Source organism: Acinetobacter sp. P1(2025), assembly GCF_051390655.1.
Lineage (GTDB): Bacteria > Pseudomonadota > Gammaproteobacteria > Pseudomonadales > Moraxellaceae > Acinetobacter > Acinetobacter junii.
Genome location: NZ_JBPKBJ010000012.1, coordinates 32,491 through 50,678, shown reverse-complemented (window position 1 = coordinate 50,678; position 18,188 = coordinate 32,491). Strand labels below are relative to the sequence as shown.

The following is an 18,188-nucleotide window of genomic DNA, read 5'->3' as shown; positions in this document are numbered from 1 at the left end:
TAGCCGAGATTCGCAAGCTATGTCTACTGCCTATACCAAGCAGACTGCGCCTAAAGCGCTGTTTGATTACGACAAATATTGGGCGTCGTGTTTTGAACCCGCACCATTTTTGCCGATGTCACGAGAAGAAATGGATCTACTCGGTTGGGATGCGTGTGACTTTATTTTAGTTTGTGGTGACGCTTATATTGATCATCCATCTTTTGTATCGGGTGTGATTGGGCGTGTGCTCGAAGCACAAGGCTTCCGTGTAGGTATTATTGCTCAACCAGATTGGACCAATGTTGAAAGTTTCCGTGTTTTAGGTAAACCAACCATTGCGTGGGGCGTAACTGCGGGCAATATGGATTCGATGATTAACCGTTATACGGCAGATCGTAAAATCCGTTCAGATGATGCTTATTCGCCAAATAATGAACCGAATAAACGTCCAGATCGTGCTGCCACGGTGTATTGTCAGCGTTGCCGTGAGGCTTTTCCTGATGTGCCAGTATTGCTCGGTGGGATTGAAGGTAGCCTACGTCGTATTGCTCATTATGATTATTGGTCAGACAAGGTTCGTCGTTCAATCTTGATGGATTCTAAAGCCGATTTATTAATGTATGGAAATGGTGAGCGTGCAATCATTGAAGTGATGCATCGTTTAGCTAAAGGTGAGAAAGTTCATGACATCACTGATGTTCGTGGTACTGCATTTATTATTAATAAACACAATAAAGCATCAAAAGCACAATTTGTTGAAATCGCAAGTAATGATGTGGATACGATTGGTCGTGTAGACCCAATTATCAATCCATATGTCATGACTGAAGATATTGATGGCTGTGAAGTTGAAAAAGAAAAAGGCAACTCACTCGCACAATATCAAAATTTCCAAAAAGAAATTGTGACCAATCCAATCGTTCGTGAAGGGGATCAACTTGATCCAGATACGCAGATCGTACAGTTAAAACCTGCGCCATCCAAAGCGATTAAACATAAGTTACCTCCACGTGAACTCGCTGTGATTCGTTTGCCTTCTTTTGAAGAAGTCGCCAATGATCAAGTGCTGTATGCGCACGCCAACCGTATTTTGCATCTGGAAACCAATCCAGGAAATGCTCGCGCATTGGTACAACGCCATGGCGAACGTGATGTTTGGATTAATCCACCACCAATTCCGTTAACAACGGAAGAAATGGATTATGTCTTTGATTTACCTTATGCACGTTTACCGCATCCAGCTTATGGTAATGCGCGTTTCCCTGCATTTGATATGATCAAATTCTCTGTGAATATCATGCGTGGTTGTTTTGGTGGTTGTACGTTCTGTTCGATTACTGAACATGAAGGTCGTATTATTCAAAACCGTTCTGAAGAATCAATTCTGCGTGAAATTGAAAAGATCCGTGATACTGCACCTCAATTTACAGGCATTATCTCAGACTTAGGTGGTCCAACGGCAAACATGTACCGTTTGCATTGTAATGACCCTGAAATCGAGAAGAACTGCCGTAAACCGTCTTGTGTTTATCCAGGTGTTTGTCAAAACTTACACACTGATCATGCGCCATTGGTTCAGCTTTATCGTAAAGCACGTGAAATCAAAGGCGTGAAGAAGATTTTGATTGGTTCTGGTCTGCGTTATGATCTCGCAGTATTAAACCCTGAATATGTCAAAGAGTTGGTACAGCACCATGTTGGTGGCTATCTGAAAATTGCACCTGAGCATACCGAACATGGTCCATTATCCAAGATGATGAAACCAGGGATCGGAACTTACGACCGCTTTAAACAAATGTTTGAGCGTTTTAGTAAGGAAGCAGGGAAGGAACAATATTTAATTCCTTACTTCATCGCTGCGCATCCGGGTACAACGGATTACGACATGATGAACTTGGCGATTTGGCTGAAAAAGAATGGTTTCCGTGCCGATCAGGTACAAACCTTCTATCCATCGCCAATGGCAACTGCAACCACTATGTATTATTCAGGCAAGAATCCATTGTCTAAAGTGGCGCGTTATACTGAAAATGTCGATATCGTGAAAGGCGAAAAACGTCGTCGTTTGCATAAAGCTTTCTTGCGTTACCATGATCCAAATAACTGGCCGTTATTACGTGAAGCACTGAAAGAAATGGGGCGTTCGGATTTAATTGGTAATTCGAAACAGCATCTGATTCCAACCTATCAGCCACAAGGCACGGCTGAAGGTGAATATAAGTCTGCTCGTAAGAAAAACTCGACCGTGGCTGGTGATTCTGTAAAACGGGGTCAACAGTCTCGTCCGCAGTCTCAATCGAGTCAGAAACGTCCTCAAAAAGGACAGGTGTTGACTCAGCATACTGGTTTGCCACCACGTGAAACTGGCGATAAAAAGCCATTTTCAGGAAAGAGTAAACCTAAGGCTAAAGCTCATCGTTAATATTTAAAAGAAAGGGAAACATGCTTTCCCTTTCTTTTCGTCTGAAAATGTCAAAATAATCACAATTTAAGTGTGAAACTACAATTTATAGAAACATATACTGACAATATCAACTTGAAAATTTAAGCTATGATGATTATAAATAAAGGGCAGAACAGCTTTTACGACTTTGGTCGACTAGTAGAAAACGATTAAAAACTTTAAAGTTGCACTGCTAAAATGACTTTGCTATCGCTGTTATTGATTAAAAAAATGGCATAAAGCCAAATGATTATAAAAAATCTAAAGGGATTGGTTAGAAATGTATTATTTCATTACATTTGCTGGGTTGCTAATAATTGCAGCACTCGCGCTTCGGCGTATGCATCAAAATCAACGTCAAGATAGTCCGTTAAAACGCCGCGGCATTCTCACGATTTCTGAACAAATTACACTTATGCGCTTACAGGCTGTTTTGCCACGTCATACTGTACTTGCACACGTGTCTTTTGATGCTTTATTGACAACAAAATATGCGCATACACGCCGTAAGTATCAAGGACTAGTGGCAGATTTTGTTGTGCTTGATCAACAATATCAGGTTCTCGCTGTGATTGAGATTGCAGATGAGTCTTCAATTAATCGTTTAAATCAAAAATACTATCAAGATAGTTTGTTGGAGTTGGCTGGTTATAAAGTTCTACGCTACGGTAGTATTCCAACAGAACATGAATTACGTGAAGATTTGGTATCTGATCCTTATGAATCAAACACCATTATGACAACTTCATCTACCTCATTGCCTCAAACAGAACGTATGATGAAGTACAGTATGTTTGCTGCAAAATCGTCTTAATCTGGAAGAACAGCAGTAACGGTCATTTCTACTAGTACGTCAGGCGCATAGAGTTTAGATTCTACGCAGGTACGTGCTGGGGGATGACCTTCAGCAATCCATGCATCCCAAACCGCATTCATCGCGGCATAATCTTTCTCGATGTCTTTAAGAAAAATAAGCACTGACAAAATATGGGTTTTATCTGTTCCCGCTTCTGCTAGTAAACGATCGATATTATCTAAAGTCTGCTGTGTCTGAGCAGTCACATCTACACTGGTATCATCAGCTAATTGACCTGCTAAATGAACCAAATTTCCTGAAATTGCGACTTCGCAGTAACGAGAAGTGACATGCAAACGCTGCACAGACATAAGATTTACCTGAATGAATAACAACATAAAAGATTGTACTTGATACGATTCTGATGCAGTGTAAATTTGTTTAAATTAGGCTGAAAAAGTTTCTATTTCCATTAATTTACGTTGTTTGAAAATCAAAATAGAGCGGAATTGTGGGCAAATAATAATATTGCCTAGATTCAGAAATTGAATTTTGGCTTGTCGAAGTTGATTTAAACAGCTCGCAATAGAGCTCTGGTTGGGACACAGTTGTTTGAGTTGGCTCAAAGCTGAAGTGGTCGTGTGATACATGATCTTATTCCTTATCATCATTGTTAAAGATTGGGCAAAGATATGACTTTGCCCGATTCGTTTATATGTTTTGTTGTTCGGATTGATACCAATTGACGTGGCGTGTGATGTACATGACGCATGCAATTAAAATGAAAGACAAAATGGAGTCGAACAAGAAAGTTTTTCCGCTGGATTGTAGTAATAGATACATCATGCCGTATAAAGCACTGAGCAAAACACCGAAGAGTATGGCGGCTTTAAAACCTTGAACGACGAAGTATAAATACCAAGTAATCAAGCCAATACATGCAACTGCCGCAATCAGATAGGCAAGGGAAAAAGCGTAATATTCACTGATTGATAGTAATAAGACGAAGAACACGCCTTGCGCCATGGCAACCAAAGCATACTGAATAGGATGAATTTTGAGATTCTTCAAAACCTCGAATAAAAAGAAGCAACCAAAGGTAATAATGATCACCATAATGCCATATTTGATGGCACGATCAGTTTGGGTATAAATATTAACGGGTTCTAAAAATTGCGTTGAAATACCAGAAATGTTATTTGAAGATGTATTTGAAGTAGCATAAGCAGCTTCAACATCACTGATCAGATTGCTTTGAGTATTTAAAGCTTGGTAAAAACACTGACTGTTTTCACAAGTTGAGAGACGATCTAAATTACGTTTACCTAAAGCAATATTTTTCCAGTCCGCTTCAAAAAGTTGTCTTTTGCTCAGTTTCTTAAACGGTAAACTTTGACCATCGTATTTCACATCACCCCAATTGCCTTTAGCTTGATATGTCATTTCGTAACTGGTTGGGATAAAGGCAAATTCGCTTAAACCTTCTAGATCAAATTGCAGATTAAAGCTAAAACCTTGTTGGAGTTTTTGGATCAGTTCAGGATATTGCTTGCTGGTGATATGTAGTAGATCAAAGCCATGCTGTCCTTGGCTTTGTTCAGAAAAGTCAAATTTGTAATTTTTTCCATCAATATTAAACGTTGGCTTTGCGTTTAGACCGCGAGCATCTTGGATAGGAAAAATGATTTCAGCTTGATCCCAAAGATAGTTGTGTTGAGGTTCAATCGTAGCGCCTTTAAATACGCCTTTTCCTTGCATGTGATTTTGATAACTAATCGCTTTATACATACTACGTTTGTAGGTATTGTCTGAAACTTTAAATTCAGCGGTCCAGTCTGTTGTTTCTGCACCTAAGGTAATAAATGCTGTTTGTGTGCAATCGTAAGTTTTCTTTTGTTCATCGGTACATGTAGTTTGAATTTGATAGGGAAGTTTTAAATAGGGTGCAATCACTTGTTGTGGGCGAATTTGTTCTTTTGCAATGTCCTGAATCACTTGTTGTTGATAGCTTTGGCGCTCATCTACTAAGTTAGAGATAAAAAAAAGACCAATATAAAAAATCAAAATCAGGAACAAAATCGCTCCTATTTTCAGATTAATAAAGTTTCTGCGCATGGTGGATTCCATTGTCATTGTGATCTGACAAGTATCTCGAATCGATATGCGTTCTAAATGAGTTGTAATTGAAGCTTAAGTGAAGTTTCGATGAAGTATAATTTTTACCAGTACTCCTGATTTGTGTTGCTCTAAGAAGTCTAAATCATTTTCAGGGATATTTTGAATGGTGACGTGACCTTGATGCTGTTGGATAATCTGTTGCACGATACTCAGACCAATACCTGTACTTCGTTGCTGATTTTGCGGACGAGGTAATGAAAAATAGGTTTCAAAGACACGATTTAAAGCGTATTCAGGGATGGTTTCACCCTCATTGAATAATAGAATTTCAATACCACCAGTGATAGTGACGGTATTTGCCCTGAGTTGAATTGCGAGAAGACCGTGTTCAGAGCAAAAGTCTCTTGCGTTATCTAAAAGATTATTGATTGCTTGCTTAAGCCAAAAGGGATCAGCATAGATTGCGCAATATTCAGGAAGATTCAGCTCTATTTGAATCTGTTTAATTTGAAGAGCACTCTGTTGTTGTATCACGCAATCCCGAATCAATTTTGATAAATCAATATTTTGAAACTCTAAAGCATGCTGATTTTTCTCTAAGCGTGTGAGCAGTAGCATGCGTTCGATTAAAGATTGTAAGCGATGACTTTGCTCAACAATATGTGCTGCAAATTGTTGTTGATCTGCTAAGGGTAAATCATCTTGTAATAGTTCTGCACTGGCTTGAATTGCAGTGAGTGGGCTTTTTAACTCATGGGTTAAAGTGTTTACATAATTCTCGACATAAGCTCGATCTTCGAGTTTCTCTCGCATTTCACTGAGCGCTTGAGTCACTTGGTTGAGCTCTTTTGCAGAATAGAAAAATGGAGCTTGATTGACGGGTGCTAGTGCTTGAGCATAGCGACGCACTTTATCAATGCTGTGTCTTAACCAATATGCCACCATGCTTGCGAGTAATAAACTCAGTGCGGCGATCCAAAGCGCTTGATGAATCAGTTGACGTTCTGCACGAGCAATATACGGTTGCACGGACTGATTTGGTTTACCAATGCTAACTACACCAAGTAATTGTTGTTTGTAAATAATGGGTGCAGCAATATGCATCACGCTGCTGTTTCGATCATAAGGATTGGTTGCAGTAGAACGTGCGCCGTATTTGCCGCGTAAAGTCAGATAAACATCATTCCATTTAGAATAGTCTTGCCCAACGGCTTGACCTTCGGAGTCGTAGATGACAATACCGTGCTGATCTGTAATATACAGTTGTTGGTTAATTTCATCTTTTTGATGCTGCCAAATTGTGGCATTGAGTTGGCGTGATAATGCTGCTTGAATTTTTTGATCAAATTCAGGTGTACTGACTTTTTGTTGTGCCACATCTTCTGCAATCAGTTGGGCAATGATATTGGCATTCTCGGCGAGAGTATCTTCGACCACTTGACGTACATTTGGTTTAACCTGTTGATTCAACGTGTATGCAATAAAGCTCAGGCTCAGCACAACCACTAAGCTAAAGAAAAACCAAATGCGGATAAAGATGGACATTGGTTAACCTAACTTCACTAAACTATACCCAAACCCTCGATGTGTTCGAATGGGATCATCATCAGGGGTAATTTGTTTAAGCTTTTGTCTTAAACTTTTAATATGGGTATCGACTGTACGTTCTAGGCTATGCTCAGGATGTTCCCAAATATGATCCATCAGTTGTTGTCGACTAAAGACTTGTTCAGGATGCTGAATCAGTAAAAATAACAAACGATATTCATAGCGTGTCAGGTGCAGTATTTGCCCATGATATTGAATCTGTAGCGATTGCGGATTACACGTCCATGTTGCAGATTGTAGGGGTATTTCTACTTTGCTAATTGATGGTTGTGATGAGATATTTTGCGCCTGTATTTCCATTCTGCGCCAAATGGCTTTGATTCGTGCCACAATTTCTCTTGCACTAAAAGGTTTTGTACAATAATCATCTGCACCGATTTCTAAACCAACAACACGGTCAATTTCGTCATCTCGTGCAGTGAGGAATAATAAAGGTGTTTGATATTTTTGGCGTAGCTGTTTGCAGACTTCAAAACCATTCTGATCAGGTAAACCAACATCTAAAATAATAAAATCAAAAGCTTGTTCTGAAAGATATTGTAGTGCTTGAGCCCCTGTATTTGCCCAACTCACGTTCCAGCCTTCGCGCTCAAGAGCATAACGTAGCGGAAGAATAATCGCAGCTTCATCTTCAACACAGAGAATTTGTTTTTGATTCATCATGATTAACTAATCAATATTTTCTAATTTTATTGGGTTAGTTTAGCGGAAGATGTGGTTGAGAAAACTAGGAATACTCATTTTTATAATTATTTAATAAAGCAAAGGACACTTGAAGTGCCCTGTAATATTCGGATTTGATCGTCACGCCAACCACAGGAGCAAATGCTAAAAGCGAGGATTTCTTTAGCAAGAGCAAATGACAAGGATAATGTCACTGCGATGCTTAGAGTACTGAAAACCGCATAAAAAGCAAACATAAATTTGAACGAGAATTGTGCTTTTGCATAAAAAAGCAACGTTACCACAAGGAAAGTTGAGATTCTTCCTCATGCGTCTGTAGTTGGTAAACGCCTACACCGACTAAACGGAACTGAAAACTTTGATCAATAGGCATTTCTTCGATTAATTGCAAAACCACTTGTTCTAAATCTTGCTGCGAGCGCAGAGGGAGTTTAAAACTCTTACTATGCTGCAAGGTTTGAAAGTTTTTGAGTTTGAGTTTGACGTTTACCCCACGAGCAGTCAGTTGTTTTTTTTGCAAACTGCGCCAGACTTGTTCTGCTAAAGGCTGCCAAGCATGAGCACATTGATTCAATGTGTAGTCATCATCAAAGGTAATTTCTTTCGAGATTTGTTGGCGTTCACGTTCTGCTTTAACTGGACGATGATCAATGCCTTGTGCATATAAATACAGCTGTTTACCGTATTTTCCGAAGTGATGGATGAGTACGTTCTCTTCTATTTTTTGTAGGTCGCCCAAGGTGTGTAAATTTAATTGATTTAATTTTTCATGCGTGACTTTGCCAACGCCAGGGATTTTATTCAGTGCTAAGTCTTGAATAAAATGTTGGATTTGATGGGGTTTGATTACAAATAATCCATTCGGTTTATTCCAATCAGATGCGATCTTAGCCAAAAACTTATTAGGTGCAACGCCTGCGGAGGCTGTTAGTCCTGTGACGGCAAAAATATCTGCGCGAATTTGAGTCGCAACTTCAGTAGCGCTCGGGATGTTTTTTAGATTCTCAGTGACATCCAAATAAGCCTCATCTAAAGATAATGGTTCGATGAGTGGTGTGTATTGCTGAAAAATTTGATGAATTTGTGCTGAAACCTCTCGATATTTCTCAAAATGAGGTTCAATCACCACCACTTGAGGACAAAGCTTTTTTGCTTGCCCCATCGACATCGCAGAACGTAGACCAAAAACACGAGCAGGGTAGGAGGCAGCGGCAATGACAGCGCGTGGATGGTGTGAGGAAATGACCACTGGTAAGTCTTTAAGTTCAGGACGATCACGCAGCTCAACTGAGGCAAAAAAAGCATCCATATCGATATGAATGATTTTGCGTAACTCATTTGCCATCTTGAATGCCTTGCTGCTCAAGAAAGATACGCCACTGGCGTGGTGAATCCGCATACACATTTAAATCAACTGCTTTAGGTATCCCATCAATTTTTCCAGTTTGGGTGTGTTGCCAAAATAGCCATTTACGTCCGTCTTTTAATTCAGGTTTAGCTTCGTAATCACGAACCCATAGCGGCGTATCGTTAAAGCTCCCCATCAAAACGATGTGATAAAAACTCTTAGAAATATAGAAAATAGGCTGTTTGCCATAATGTTGTTGTAATTGATCATGCATAACCTGAATTTCTTTGAGTAACTGTTCTTTGGTATAGGTATTAATACAATTACTGTCATATTCCAAATCAATCACAGGGGGAAGGGCATCTGCTTTCTTTGGAACAGTCGCGATAAAATTTTCAGCTTGAACTTTGCCATCACGACACAGGCGATAGAAATGATAAGCACCGACATGCAACCCCTGTTCGCGAGCTTTTAGCCAGTTGTTCTGAAACTTACGATCTTTAAAATCGCCACCTTCTGTGGCTTTGAGATAGACAAATTGATATTGCATCGGAGAGATTTTTTTCCAGTTAATCTCACCTTGATGATGTGAAACATCAAAACCGCGAATCGAATAATCTTGTGCAGAAGCTTTTTGTTGGTAGAACAAACCGAAATAACTGACGATACCTAACATGACGGCTAAACCGATACTGGTATAAGTTGGATAATGCTCAGAGAGTCGGTATTTCGCAGTTTTTTTCGCCATGTCGTCAGAAGTTATGCAAGGTCTAATTGAGAGTCGGATTTACAATACTGATCATGTATTGATTGTACTCGTTTTGCTTTGGGATGAACCATCTGACTACCAAATTGTTCCACAAATCTACACGATGCATAATCTTTAGCCTGTTGTTCATATTCACGAACCCAGTTTTCTCTGTGTGCCGTGCGCTCATTTGATATCGGCCATATACCTTGTCTTAATCGCTCTACGCCTATTCGCCACGGTTTAGGACTGATTCGGGCGCGAAAGCAATTTTGATTTTGGCACATCAGGTCATAATAGGGATCGGCATAGATTGCTTTGAAAAATGATTGAACTTGCTCCCCTCGAGGTTCAAAGATTTGATGCATAACCAAAATTCGATAACCATTAGGAGTGCGATAAACACGTAAGTGCCATGTTGGATAATGTGTTGAGAACGCTCTAATTTTCTCTAGAGCTTGTTGTTCAGGTGTGCCCTTAAATTTTTGTTGGAATTTAAATACCGATTTTGCAATCAGGCTCGTAACTAGAAGCGAAAGGACAAATCCAAAGCCAAAGATAAACCAAGAAGAAAAATAAAATGCGCCTAAACCGCTGCTAGCCAGTAATACAAAGAAAACGATGAAGTACAAACTAGAATGAGGTTGGGTCACAAAATCAATATCTGCGAATAAGACATCAGGTGTGTTTAGACATAATGCACCATAGCTATTACGCGTAATAATCACATCATCGTACTGGCTGATGATTTCCTCTCGAATAGGTAAGCCCTCTGCACCGTTATAAGCAATTTTATGATCGATACGCCGAACCGTTTTATCTATTTTAAGTTGTTCAAGCGCCTCAAAGACTCGTTGCTCGGCATGCTGCTGAGCCGCTTCAATATTTTCATCTGACCAACCAAAGCGTTTAATCGTATATTGGCGACCTTCAAATTTCGCTTTGGTTTTTGCTTCAGCCCAATATTTAGGGACGATCATCTCTAGATCCTTCTTATTTTTGATATTTTATTACTTAATTAATCTGTTGTTTCTTTGGGAATTTGCCAAAAAATCCAAGCAGTAATGATATTGATACATCCTAAAGAGATGAGTGTGGCATGGAAAGCTGTAGTTATCGATGATGCTGGAAAATGTTGACCATATACATTGATCAATGTGCCTGCTAAAGCAACCCCGATACTCATTGAGAGCATCATAATCATTGATAAGAAGCTATTTCCACTACTCGCATCATGCTGTGGTAAATCTTTAAGGGTGAGCGTATTCATGCCAACAAATTGCAGTGAGTTGAGCGTCCCAAAGATAAATAAATGTAATATTTTTAGCCATAGAGGCGTATCAGCGGTCATTAATGAAAAACTGGCAATACATAGACCCACCAACACGGTGTTAGTGAGCAGAAAGCGACGATAACCCACTCGTTGAATAATCGGTCGAATAATCGGTTTGGAAAATAATGAACCTAATACCATCGGGATCATCATTAAACCTGTGATAAAGGGTTCGAAGCCAAAAGCCACTTGCAGCATCAACGGTAAAATAAAGGGAATCGCATTACTGCCTAGACGAGCAAAGAAATTTCCTAGTACCCCAATTGAAAAAATCTTATAGCGAAATAAACGTCCATGAAACAAAGCATTTTGATGGCTATGTGCATGATAGGCATACGCAACTGTTGCAATCGTACCTGCAACTAATAAGGAAATACTGACTAAACCTGAATATTGAGGTGCAGCAATATTTTCAATGCCTAAAGACAATCCGACCATTGCGATCATGAGCAAGATAAAACCACTTAGATCAAAGGCTTTTACGCTAGGTTCTTTTTGGTTAGGCATGACTTTAAAGGTCATGATCATCCCTAAAACTCCCATCGGGATATTGATCAGAAAAATCCAGTGCCATGTAGTGACTTCGACGAGCCATCCGCCCAATGTCGGTCCCATGAGTGGACCAATTAAACCAGCCAAACTCATTAGGCTCATAGCGGAGAGAAACTGAGAGCGAGGAATTAATTTAAGTAGTGCCAAACGACCAACAGGCATGAGCAATGCACCACCAATCCCCTGAATGACACGAAAGAATAGCAACTGATCGAGATTTTGGGATAAGCCACAACCTAGTGATCCTAAGCTGAAAATTACCATCGAACTGAGATAAATATTGCGAACACCAAAGCGATCAGCAAGCCAACCGCTTAACGGGATACAGGCTGCAACGGATAATACATAAGCGACAATGACTCCATGCATTTGCAATGGGTCTTCATTGAGCTGAACTGCCATAGCAGGAATCGCCGTGTTGACGATCGTGGTGTCTAAGGCTTGCATAAAAAAGCCTATCGAAACCAATAATACCAACAAGCGAAATTCAGGTTGTACAGCTTGATGAGTAGTCGTTGTCATATATTTTAAGGTGCTAAAACTCTATTCAAGTTTAATGCAAAAGAGCCTGAAAGAAAGACAATAATTGTCAAAGAGACGTCATCGAAATGACATCAAAATGTCATCGAATTTGAATCTAGGAACACTAGATTGATCCTACAAAATAAATTGTATGGAAATTGATCATGAAGTTTAAGATTTCAGTTTTATTGACAGCTTTACTGTCTGTGGGATTAGTGGCATGTAACGATAATAATGACAACAACAATAAATCAGAACAAATTGAACCAACCCCTGAAACCATTAAATTAAGTGTATTAGGACACTATAAAACCAATATTTTTGCTGAAAGTGCAGCAGAAATTCCTGCGTATGATGCGGCAAGCAAACGGTTATTTGTCGTGAATGCACAAAAAGGTTTGGTAGATGTACTAGATGCATCTAAGCCTGAACAACCTATTCATATTGCAGAACTCTCTGCACGTGATTATTTAGCTGACTCAGAAGTGAATAGCGTTGCCGTACATAATGGCATCGTGGCGATTGCAGTCCAAGCAAAAAATAAAACCGATGCAGGTCTCGTGGTTTTCTTTAATGCCAAAGATTTGAGTTTTATGAGTAAAGTGGCTGTAGGTTCATTGCCTGACATGCTGACCTTTAGTCCAAATGGCAAAACTGTTTTAGTGGCAAATGAAGCTGAGCCAAATGATGATTATTCGATTGATCCTGAAGGTTCGGTCAGTATTATTGATATTCAAGACATTAAACAACCTAAAGCGAGTATTGCTGATTTTAGAGCTTGGAATAGCCAAAAGGCAGATCTCATGTCAAAAGGTGTGCGTATTTTTGGACCAAATGCTACGGTTGCTCAAGACTTAGAACCTGAATACATTACCATTTCAGGTGACAGCAAAACGGCATGGGTGACATTACAAGAAAATAATGCGATTGCACGAATTGATATTGCTCAGCAGAAAGTTACCGATATTTATCCATTGGGCTATAAAGATCATGGCGTAATGGGTAATGAACTGGATGTCAGTGATAGAGACAGCAAGATAGATATCAAAACTTGGACTGGTTTAGTGGGTATGTATCAGCCAGACTCGATTGCGAATTATCAAGTGAATGGACAAACCTATTTGGTCACAGCCAATGAAGGGGATAGCCGTGAATGGTTAAAAGATGAAAATGCCTATTTTGCGGGTAACTTAGCTCAAGGTTATGTTGAAAATATCCGTATGAAGCATTTATTTAACAGTAAAGGCTTCAATGCGGAAGGTGATTATCCTGCCCATTTGCAAAAGATCGCAAATGGTGTGAAAGGAGCTAAACTTAATCCTGTTACATTTGCCTATTGTGGTGCGACAGCAACCGAAGCAGGAGATTGTCGTAAAGATGGTAATTTAGGCCGTTTAAATATCGCATGGAATATGGGATATCAAACTAATGCGGATGGATCACCAAAGCTGGATGCAAATGGACGATTAACTTACGATAAATTGTATGCCTATGGTGCACGTTCATTTAGTATTTGGAATACACAAGGGCAGCTGGTATGGGATTCAGGAAGTGAGTTTGAGAAAAAAGCTGCTGAACTGTTTCCAACTTATTTTAATACCGATCATGAAGCCGTTAGTTTAGATGATCGTAGTGATAATAAAGGTCCTGAACCTGAAGGCATTACACTTGGCACGATTGGCGCGAAGACCTTTGCATTTATTGGTTTAGAGCGAATGAGTGGCGTGATGGTATATGACATTACTACGCCAATGCAGCCCAAATTTATTGAATATTTCACGACTCGTAATTTTGTGGAAACGGATAGTGCCAAGCAAGGTGATTTAGGACCAGAAGGTTTGATCTTTATCGCTGCCAAAGACTCACCAAATGGTAAGCCCTTATTGGTTGTCGGAAATGAAGTGAGTGGCTCTACTGCAATTTATCAAGTGAATGTTCAGTAACAAGTTATAAAAAAGCGGATCAATAGATCCGCTTTTTTGATCAAAATACATCAAACTTCTATATGGGTCGGTGCATCCAAATTTTTAATTACATTGGAAATTTGTTCAGTAGTTTCGCAAATAATCACTTTGGCACGATGTTGAGGGGGTAGAAATCCTTCTTCTACAGCATAGTCAAGTTGGGCAATCAGTGCATCATAGAAACGATTGACGTTATAAATAATCATTGGTTTTTGGTGCTGATTGAGTTGTCCCCAAGTCGCAATTTCTAGAATTTCTTCAAAAGTTCCCAAGCCACCTGGCAGAGCAATAAAGGCACTAGCACGTTCAGCCATTAACGCTTTACGTTCATGCATGGTCTCTACAACGTGTAACTCGGTGAGTTTACTATGAGCAATTTCATAATCCAGCATGAACTCAGGAATTACGCCAACGACTTCGCCACCATGTTCTAAAACCGTATCTGCGACTTGTCCCATTAGACCAATACTGGCACCGCCATATACGATGCCAAAGCCTTGATCAGCGACATGCTGTGCGAGTTCAATCGCTTTATCGCGGTAGATTGGTTTATTACCTGTACGTGAACCACAATATAGCGCAATTAAAGCTTGAGTTGTTTTTGGGAGAGGTGTTGTTCTTTTCTCAGTCATTCTTAGTACACTATTCATTTCGTTTATTTTTCACCTTATCATTTTCATTCTAGTTGTCTAGGCTAAATCACTTTTATGACAGTTTTATTCACATTTTACATACAATCTCTTTTGGCAATACTTAGAAAGAATTTGTAAGAAACATCCACATAAAAAAGGTGAATTTCACTACGATCTTGCCTATACTGAAAATCCTTTTATTAATTTATGTACCTCTATGAGTAGTGGTTGTTGTCGCTCCGCTTTGTTTTTATTTCCTAAGAAAAATGTTTTGGCTGCTAATGCTGGCCTTTTAAAATTTAAACTCCAATATCTTGCTGCCAATTTTGCAGAGGAGTCTCGTCAATGATCTTCGAATGGATGTCTGACCCTTCTGCATGGGTTGGTTTGGCGACTCTAGTCGTATTGGAAATCGTGTTAGGTATTGATAACCTTGTTTTTATTGCGATTTTGGCGGAGAAATTACCGCCAGAACAACGTGCTGCTGCTCGTAGAATTGGTTTAATTCTCGCATTATTAATGCGTTTGGTTTTGTTGGCATCCATCGCTTGGGTGGTCACTTTAACCCAGCCGCTTTTCCATGTGTTCGATCATCCTTTCTCCGGGCGAGATTTGATTCTGTTGTTCGGTGGTGTATTTTTATTGTTTAAAGGAACAATGGAATTACATGAGCGAATTGAAGGTAAGCAGACCTTAAAAGAAGAAAATCCAGTTCATGCTGCATTCTGGATGGTGGTTGTACAGATCGTTGTACTTGATGCGGTATTCTCACTTGATAGTGTGATCACCGCTGTGGGTATGGTCAAAGACCTTTCAGTGATGATGATCGCGGTGACTATTGCGATTGGTATCATGTTGTTGGCAGCACGTCCTTTGATGGAGTTTGTCAACAAACATCCAACTGTTGTGATTCTGTGTCTCGGTTTCTTGATGATGATTGGTTTCTCCTTAGTCGTTGAAGGCTTTGGTTTCCATATTCCGAAAGGCTATTTATACGCAGCGATCGGATTCTCTGTTTTGGTTGAAATGGTCAACCAAACTATGCGTCGTAACCAAGAAAAACTTGTGACAACGACTGACTTGCGCTATCGCACTGCTTCAGCAGTGTTGCGTATGTTGGGCGGCAAAAATGATGGTCAAAACAAAGAAGCGGAAGATGTTTTAGCAACTCAAGCTTATGCCAAAGAAGTCTTTGACGAAGATAATGGTGTATACCATAGCGTACTTGTACAAGGTGTACTGGGATTGTCGGAACGACCTGTTAAATCGGTCATGACACCTCGTCCAGAGTTAGAGTGGTTAGATTTAGATTCTGATCCTGAAGAGTTAAAACATCGCTTAATGGCAATGACCCACTCACGTTTAATTATTGCGCGTGGTGAGTTGGATAATATTGAAGGTATTGTTCTGACCCATAAAGTATTAAATGAATATATTGAAACAGGCTCAATTGATTTCACAAAACATATTAGAGAACCTTTGATTGTTCATGAAAATGCGCAAGTGTTGATGGTGATGGAGCAATTACGTCAAGCACCTTTGCAAATGGCGATTGTACTCAATGAATATGGTTCAATTGAGGGTATTGCGACTCCAATTGATGTACTTGAAGCGATTGCTGGTGAGTTTCCTGACGAAGATGAACTCGAAGCTGCGGCGGCAAGCTTAGAAGACGGTTCGATGTTGTTAGAAGGATCGACTGATATTCGCCATGTGTCATTGTTACTCGGTAAGGACTTAGTTGATGAAAGTGAAGAATATTCAACTTTGTCGGGTTATATTCTTTTCCATTTAGGACGTTTGCCTGAAAATGGTGAAATGATCGAAGCCGATGGTCATCGCTTTGAGGTGGTGACGATGGATGGGCACAAGATTGAAAAAGTGCGCATCATTGCAAAAGACAAAACATCTGAAAAGTAATTCGATTTGTTGAGTTGCTTTAAATCCCTGAGCTAAATCTAATATGTAGAGCAATCACATCATGGTTTTCTCAGGGTTTTTTTTTTGAGAATGAAAAATGACTGTGTTAGAGAATTGCCCTTGCGGACAAGGTTTATACATAAATTGTTGTCAGCCTTTGCATCTAAAACAACAATTTGCTGAACATGCAGAGCAGTTGATGCGTTCACGCTATAGCGCATTTGCCTTGCAAAAAATAGATTATATTGTTGAGACGACTGCTTTAGGTCAACAGTCTATGCTTGATCGTGCTGCAATCGCAGATTGGAGTCAGTCCAATCAATGGTTGAAATTAGAAGTGTTACAACACCAGCCTAAACTTGATAAAACTCATGCCTTAGTCGAGTTTAAAGCCCATTATTGTGATCAAAATCAGGATGCAAAACAGCAGCATATACATCATGAAATTTCACATTTTGTTTTACATCAGCAGCGTTGGTATTTTCTTGATCCAACCTTGAATATGCAAGTCACCATGAAACAACCGTGTATTTGTGGTTCGGGGAAAAAATTTAAACAATGTTGTGCACAATTCATCTAAGTTTGTCTTAAAATAGCGCACACTTTTATGCCTGATTGAAGGATGTAGGCAGATGTTGCTCACCGTTATTTACATTATTGCCATTACTGCGGAAGCAATGACAGGAGCTCTGTCAGCGGGACGTCGTAGTATGGACTGGTTCGGTGTGACACTGATTGCCTGTGTGACAGCTTTGGGTGGTGGTTCAGTTCGAGATGTGTTGTTAGGGCATTATCCTTTAACTTGGGTGAAGCATCCTGAGTATTTGGTACTGACGTGTTGTGCTGCATTTGTCACGATTATTATTGCCAAATGGATGAAGCATTTACGCAATATCTTCTTAGTACTTGATGCTTTAGGTTTAATTGGTTTTACCATTATTGGTTGCCAAATTGCGTTGTCGATGGGGCACGGTTTTGTCGTCTCAGCCGTTGCAGGAGTTTTGACAGGAGTATCAGGTGGTATTCTGCGTGATATTCTGTGTAATGACGTGCCTTTAGTGTTCCGCCGTGAGCTTTATGCCAGTATTTCCTTTGTTGCTGTGATCTGTTATTGGGTCTGCTTAGAGGTCGGTTTGCCACATGATTTGACCGTTATTTTCACTTTGGTTTTTGGTTTTACTCTGCGTTTGATCGCGATTTATTTTGGCTTAGAAATGCCGAAATTTATTTATAAAGAAGATGATGCGGAATCTGCTTCGTCTACGGATGAGCATTGATTGACTAGCTGTATATGCGATGCTTTGAGATAAATTAAAATGAATGATATCGAGTTTGATAAGAAAGATTTTTATAAAAGTAACAAGCTTTTTCTTATCTTGGTGATTGTATATTTTCTGGCGCAGTATAAGTTTCAGTTAGATGTTTTAAACATTCTGCATGATCTCCTTTTATTCGGAGTGACTGTGGGATTGTTCAAATTACTAAGAAATATTCAACAAGATCGACTGAATTATCTTATTCCGAATATTATGTTTATT

General features: G+C 39.6%; 16 protein-coding genes. 6 read left to right on the top strand and 10 right to left on the bottom strand.

Annotation, left to right across the window (positions count from 1 at the left end; all coding sequences use genetic code 11):
- The first annotated feature begins 19 nt into the window (after nucleotides 1-19).
- Both ACSC97_RS05020 and ACSC97_RS05015 read left to right on the top strand, forming a co-directional pair.
- A complete protein-coding gene (locus tag ACSC97_RS05020; protein ID WP_125299601.1) occupies nucleotides 20-2,404 on the top strand; it encodes a YgiQ family radical SAM protein in 2,385 nt (794 codons plus the stop codon).
- A 301-nt stretch (nucleotides 2,405-2,705) separates the two neighbouring features.
- On the top strand, nucleotides 2,706-3,239 hold the full coding sequence (locus tag ACSC97_RS05015) for a DUF2726 domain-containing protein (protein WP_404489556.1): 534 nt from the start codon (nucleotides 2,706-2,708) through the stop codon (nucleotides 3,237-3,239).
- Here the strand turns inward: ACSC97_RS05015 and ACSC97_RS05010 are convergent.
- The 9 genes from ACSC97_RS05010 to mdtD all read right to left on the bottom strand — a co-directional run bounded on the left by ACSC97_RS05010 (nucleotide 3,236) and on the right by mdtD (nucleotide 12,134).
- Nucleotides 3,236-3,592, bottom strand: coding sequence for a RidA family protein (locus ACSC97_RS05010; RefSeq protein ID WP_004957219.1), 357 nt, complete (start codon nucleotides 3,590-3,592; stop codon nucleotides 3,236-3,238). The genes ACSC97_RS05015 and ACSC97_RS05010 overlap by 4 nt on opposite strands.
- Nucleotides 3,593-3,667: 75 nt before the next feature.
- On the bottom strand, nucleotides 3,668-3,871 hold the full coding sequence (locus ACSC97_RS05005) for a hypothetical protein (protein WP_039046888.1): 204 nt from the start codon (nucleotides 3,869-3,871) through the stop codon (nucleotides 3,668-3,670).
- A 61-nt stretch (nucleotides 3,872-3,932) separates the two neighbouring features.
- On the bottom strand, nucleotides 3,933-5,336 hold the full coding sequence (gene creD, locus ACSC97_RS05000; RefSeq protein WP_436659574.1) for a cell envelope integrity protein CreD: 1,404 nt from the start codon (nucleotides 5,334-5,336) through the stop codon (nucleotides 3,933-3,935).
- Nucleotides 5,337-5,411: 75 nt separating this feature from the next.
- Entirely contained in the window at nucleotides 5,412-6,884 is a 1,473-nt protein-coding gene (gene creC / locus ACSC97_RS04995; RefSeq protein WP_212387847.1) for a two-component system sensor histidine kinase CreC, read from the bottom strand.
- 3 nt (nucleotides 6,885-6,887) lie between these two features.
- Entirely contained in the window at nucleotides 6,888-7,610 is a 723-nt protein-coding gene (creB, locus tag ACSC97_RS04990; protein WP_125318603.1) for a two-component system response regulator CreB, read from the bottom strand.
- 298 nt (nucleotides 7,611-7,908) lie between these two features.
- The gene (dinB, locus tag ACSC97_RS04985; RefSeq protein WP_125272572.1) at nucleotides 7,909-8,976 is read right to left on the bottom strand and encodes a DNA polymerase IV; all 1,068 of its coding nucleotides are present in this window, start codon (nucleotides 8,974-8,976) and stop codon (nucleotides 7,909-7,911) included.
- Nucleotides 8,966-9,727 carry a glycoside hydrolase family 25 protein gene (locus tag ACSC97_RS04980; protein ID WP_099949342.1) on the bottom strand — a complete coding sequence of 254 codons (762 nt, stop codon included), beginning with the start codon at nucleotides 9,725-9,727 and terminating at the stop codon, nucleotides 8,966-8,968. The genes dinB and ACSC97_RS04980 overlap by 11 nt, the downstream gene beginning before the upstream one ends.
- 11 nt (nucleotides 9,728-9,738) lie before the next feature.
- Nucleotides 9,739-10,707 (bottom strand): hypothetical protein, encoded by a 969-nt coding sequence (locus tag ACSC97_RS04975; RefSeq protein WP_286687322.1) that lies wholly within the window; start codon nucleotides 10,705-10,707, stop codon nucleotides 9,739-9,741.
- A 38-nt stretch (nucleotides 10,708-10,745) separates the two neighbouring features.
- Nucleotides 10,746-12,134: a multidrug transporter subunit MdtD gene (gene mdtD / locus ACSC97_RS04970; protein WP_436659570.1), complete on the bottom strand. Its 1,389-nt coding sequence runs from the start codon at nucleotides 12,132-12,134 to the stop codon at nucleotides 10,746-10,748.
- Nucleotides 12,135-12,298: 164 nt separating this feature from the next.
- Between mdtD and ACSC97_RS04965 the strand changes: the two genes are divergently transcribed.
- The gene (locus ACSC97_RS04965; protein WP_436659568.1) at nucleotides 12,299-14,077 is read left to right on the top strand and encodes a choice-of-anchor I family protein; all 1,779 of its coding nucleotides are present in this window, start codon (nucleotides 12,299-12,301) and stop codon (nucleotides 14,075-14,077) included.
- Between the two features lie 50 nt (nucleotides 14,078-14,127).
- Here ACSC97_RS04965 and ACSC97_RS04960 read toward each other — a convergent pair whose 3' ends face one another.
- The gene (locus ACSC97_RS04960) at nucleotides 14,128-14,748 is read right to left on the bottom strand and encodes a TIGR00730 family Rossman fold protein (protein WP_004917099.1); all 621 of its coding nucleotides are present in this window, start codon (nucleotides 14,746-14,748) and stop codon (nucleotides 14,128-14,130) included.
- Between the two features lie 327 nt (nucleotides 14,749-15,075).
- Here ACSC97_RS04960 and ACSC97_RS04955 point away from each other — a divergent pair, with 327 nt between their 5' ends.
- The 3 genes from ACSC97_RS04955 to ACSC97_RS04945 all read left to right on the top strand — a co-directional run bounded on the left by ACSC97_RS04955 (nucleotide 15,076) and on the right by ACSC97_RS04945 (nucleotide 17,927).
- Entirely contained in the window at nucleotides 15,076-16,650 is a 1,575-nt protein-coding gene (locus tag ACSC97_RS04955; protein WP_436659565.1) for a TerC family protein, read from the top strand.
- Nucleotides 16,651-16,747: 97 nt separating this feature from the next.
- Complete coding sequence (locus ACSC97_RS04950) at nucleotides 16,748-17,230, top strand: YchJ family protein (protein ID WP_416703055.1); 483 nt, start codon at nucleotides 16,748-16,750, stop codon at nucleotides 17,228-17,230.
- Nucleotides 17,231-17,282: 52 nt separating this feature from the next.
- Nucleotides 17,283-17,927, top strand: coding sequence for a trimeric intracellular cation channel family protein (locus ACSC97_RS04945; RefSeq protein ID WP_004957253.1), 645 nt, complete (start codon nucleotides 17,283-17,285; stop codon nucleotides 17,925-17,927).
- Nucleotides 17,928-18,188 lie beyond the last annotated feature (261 nt).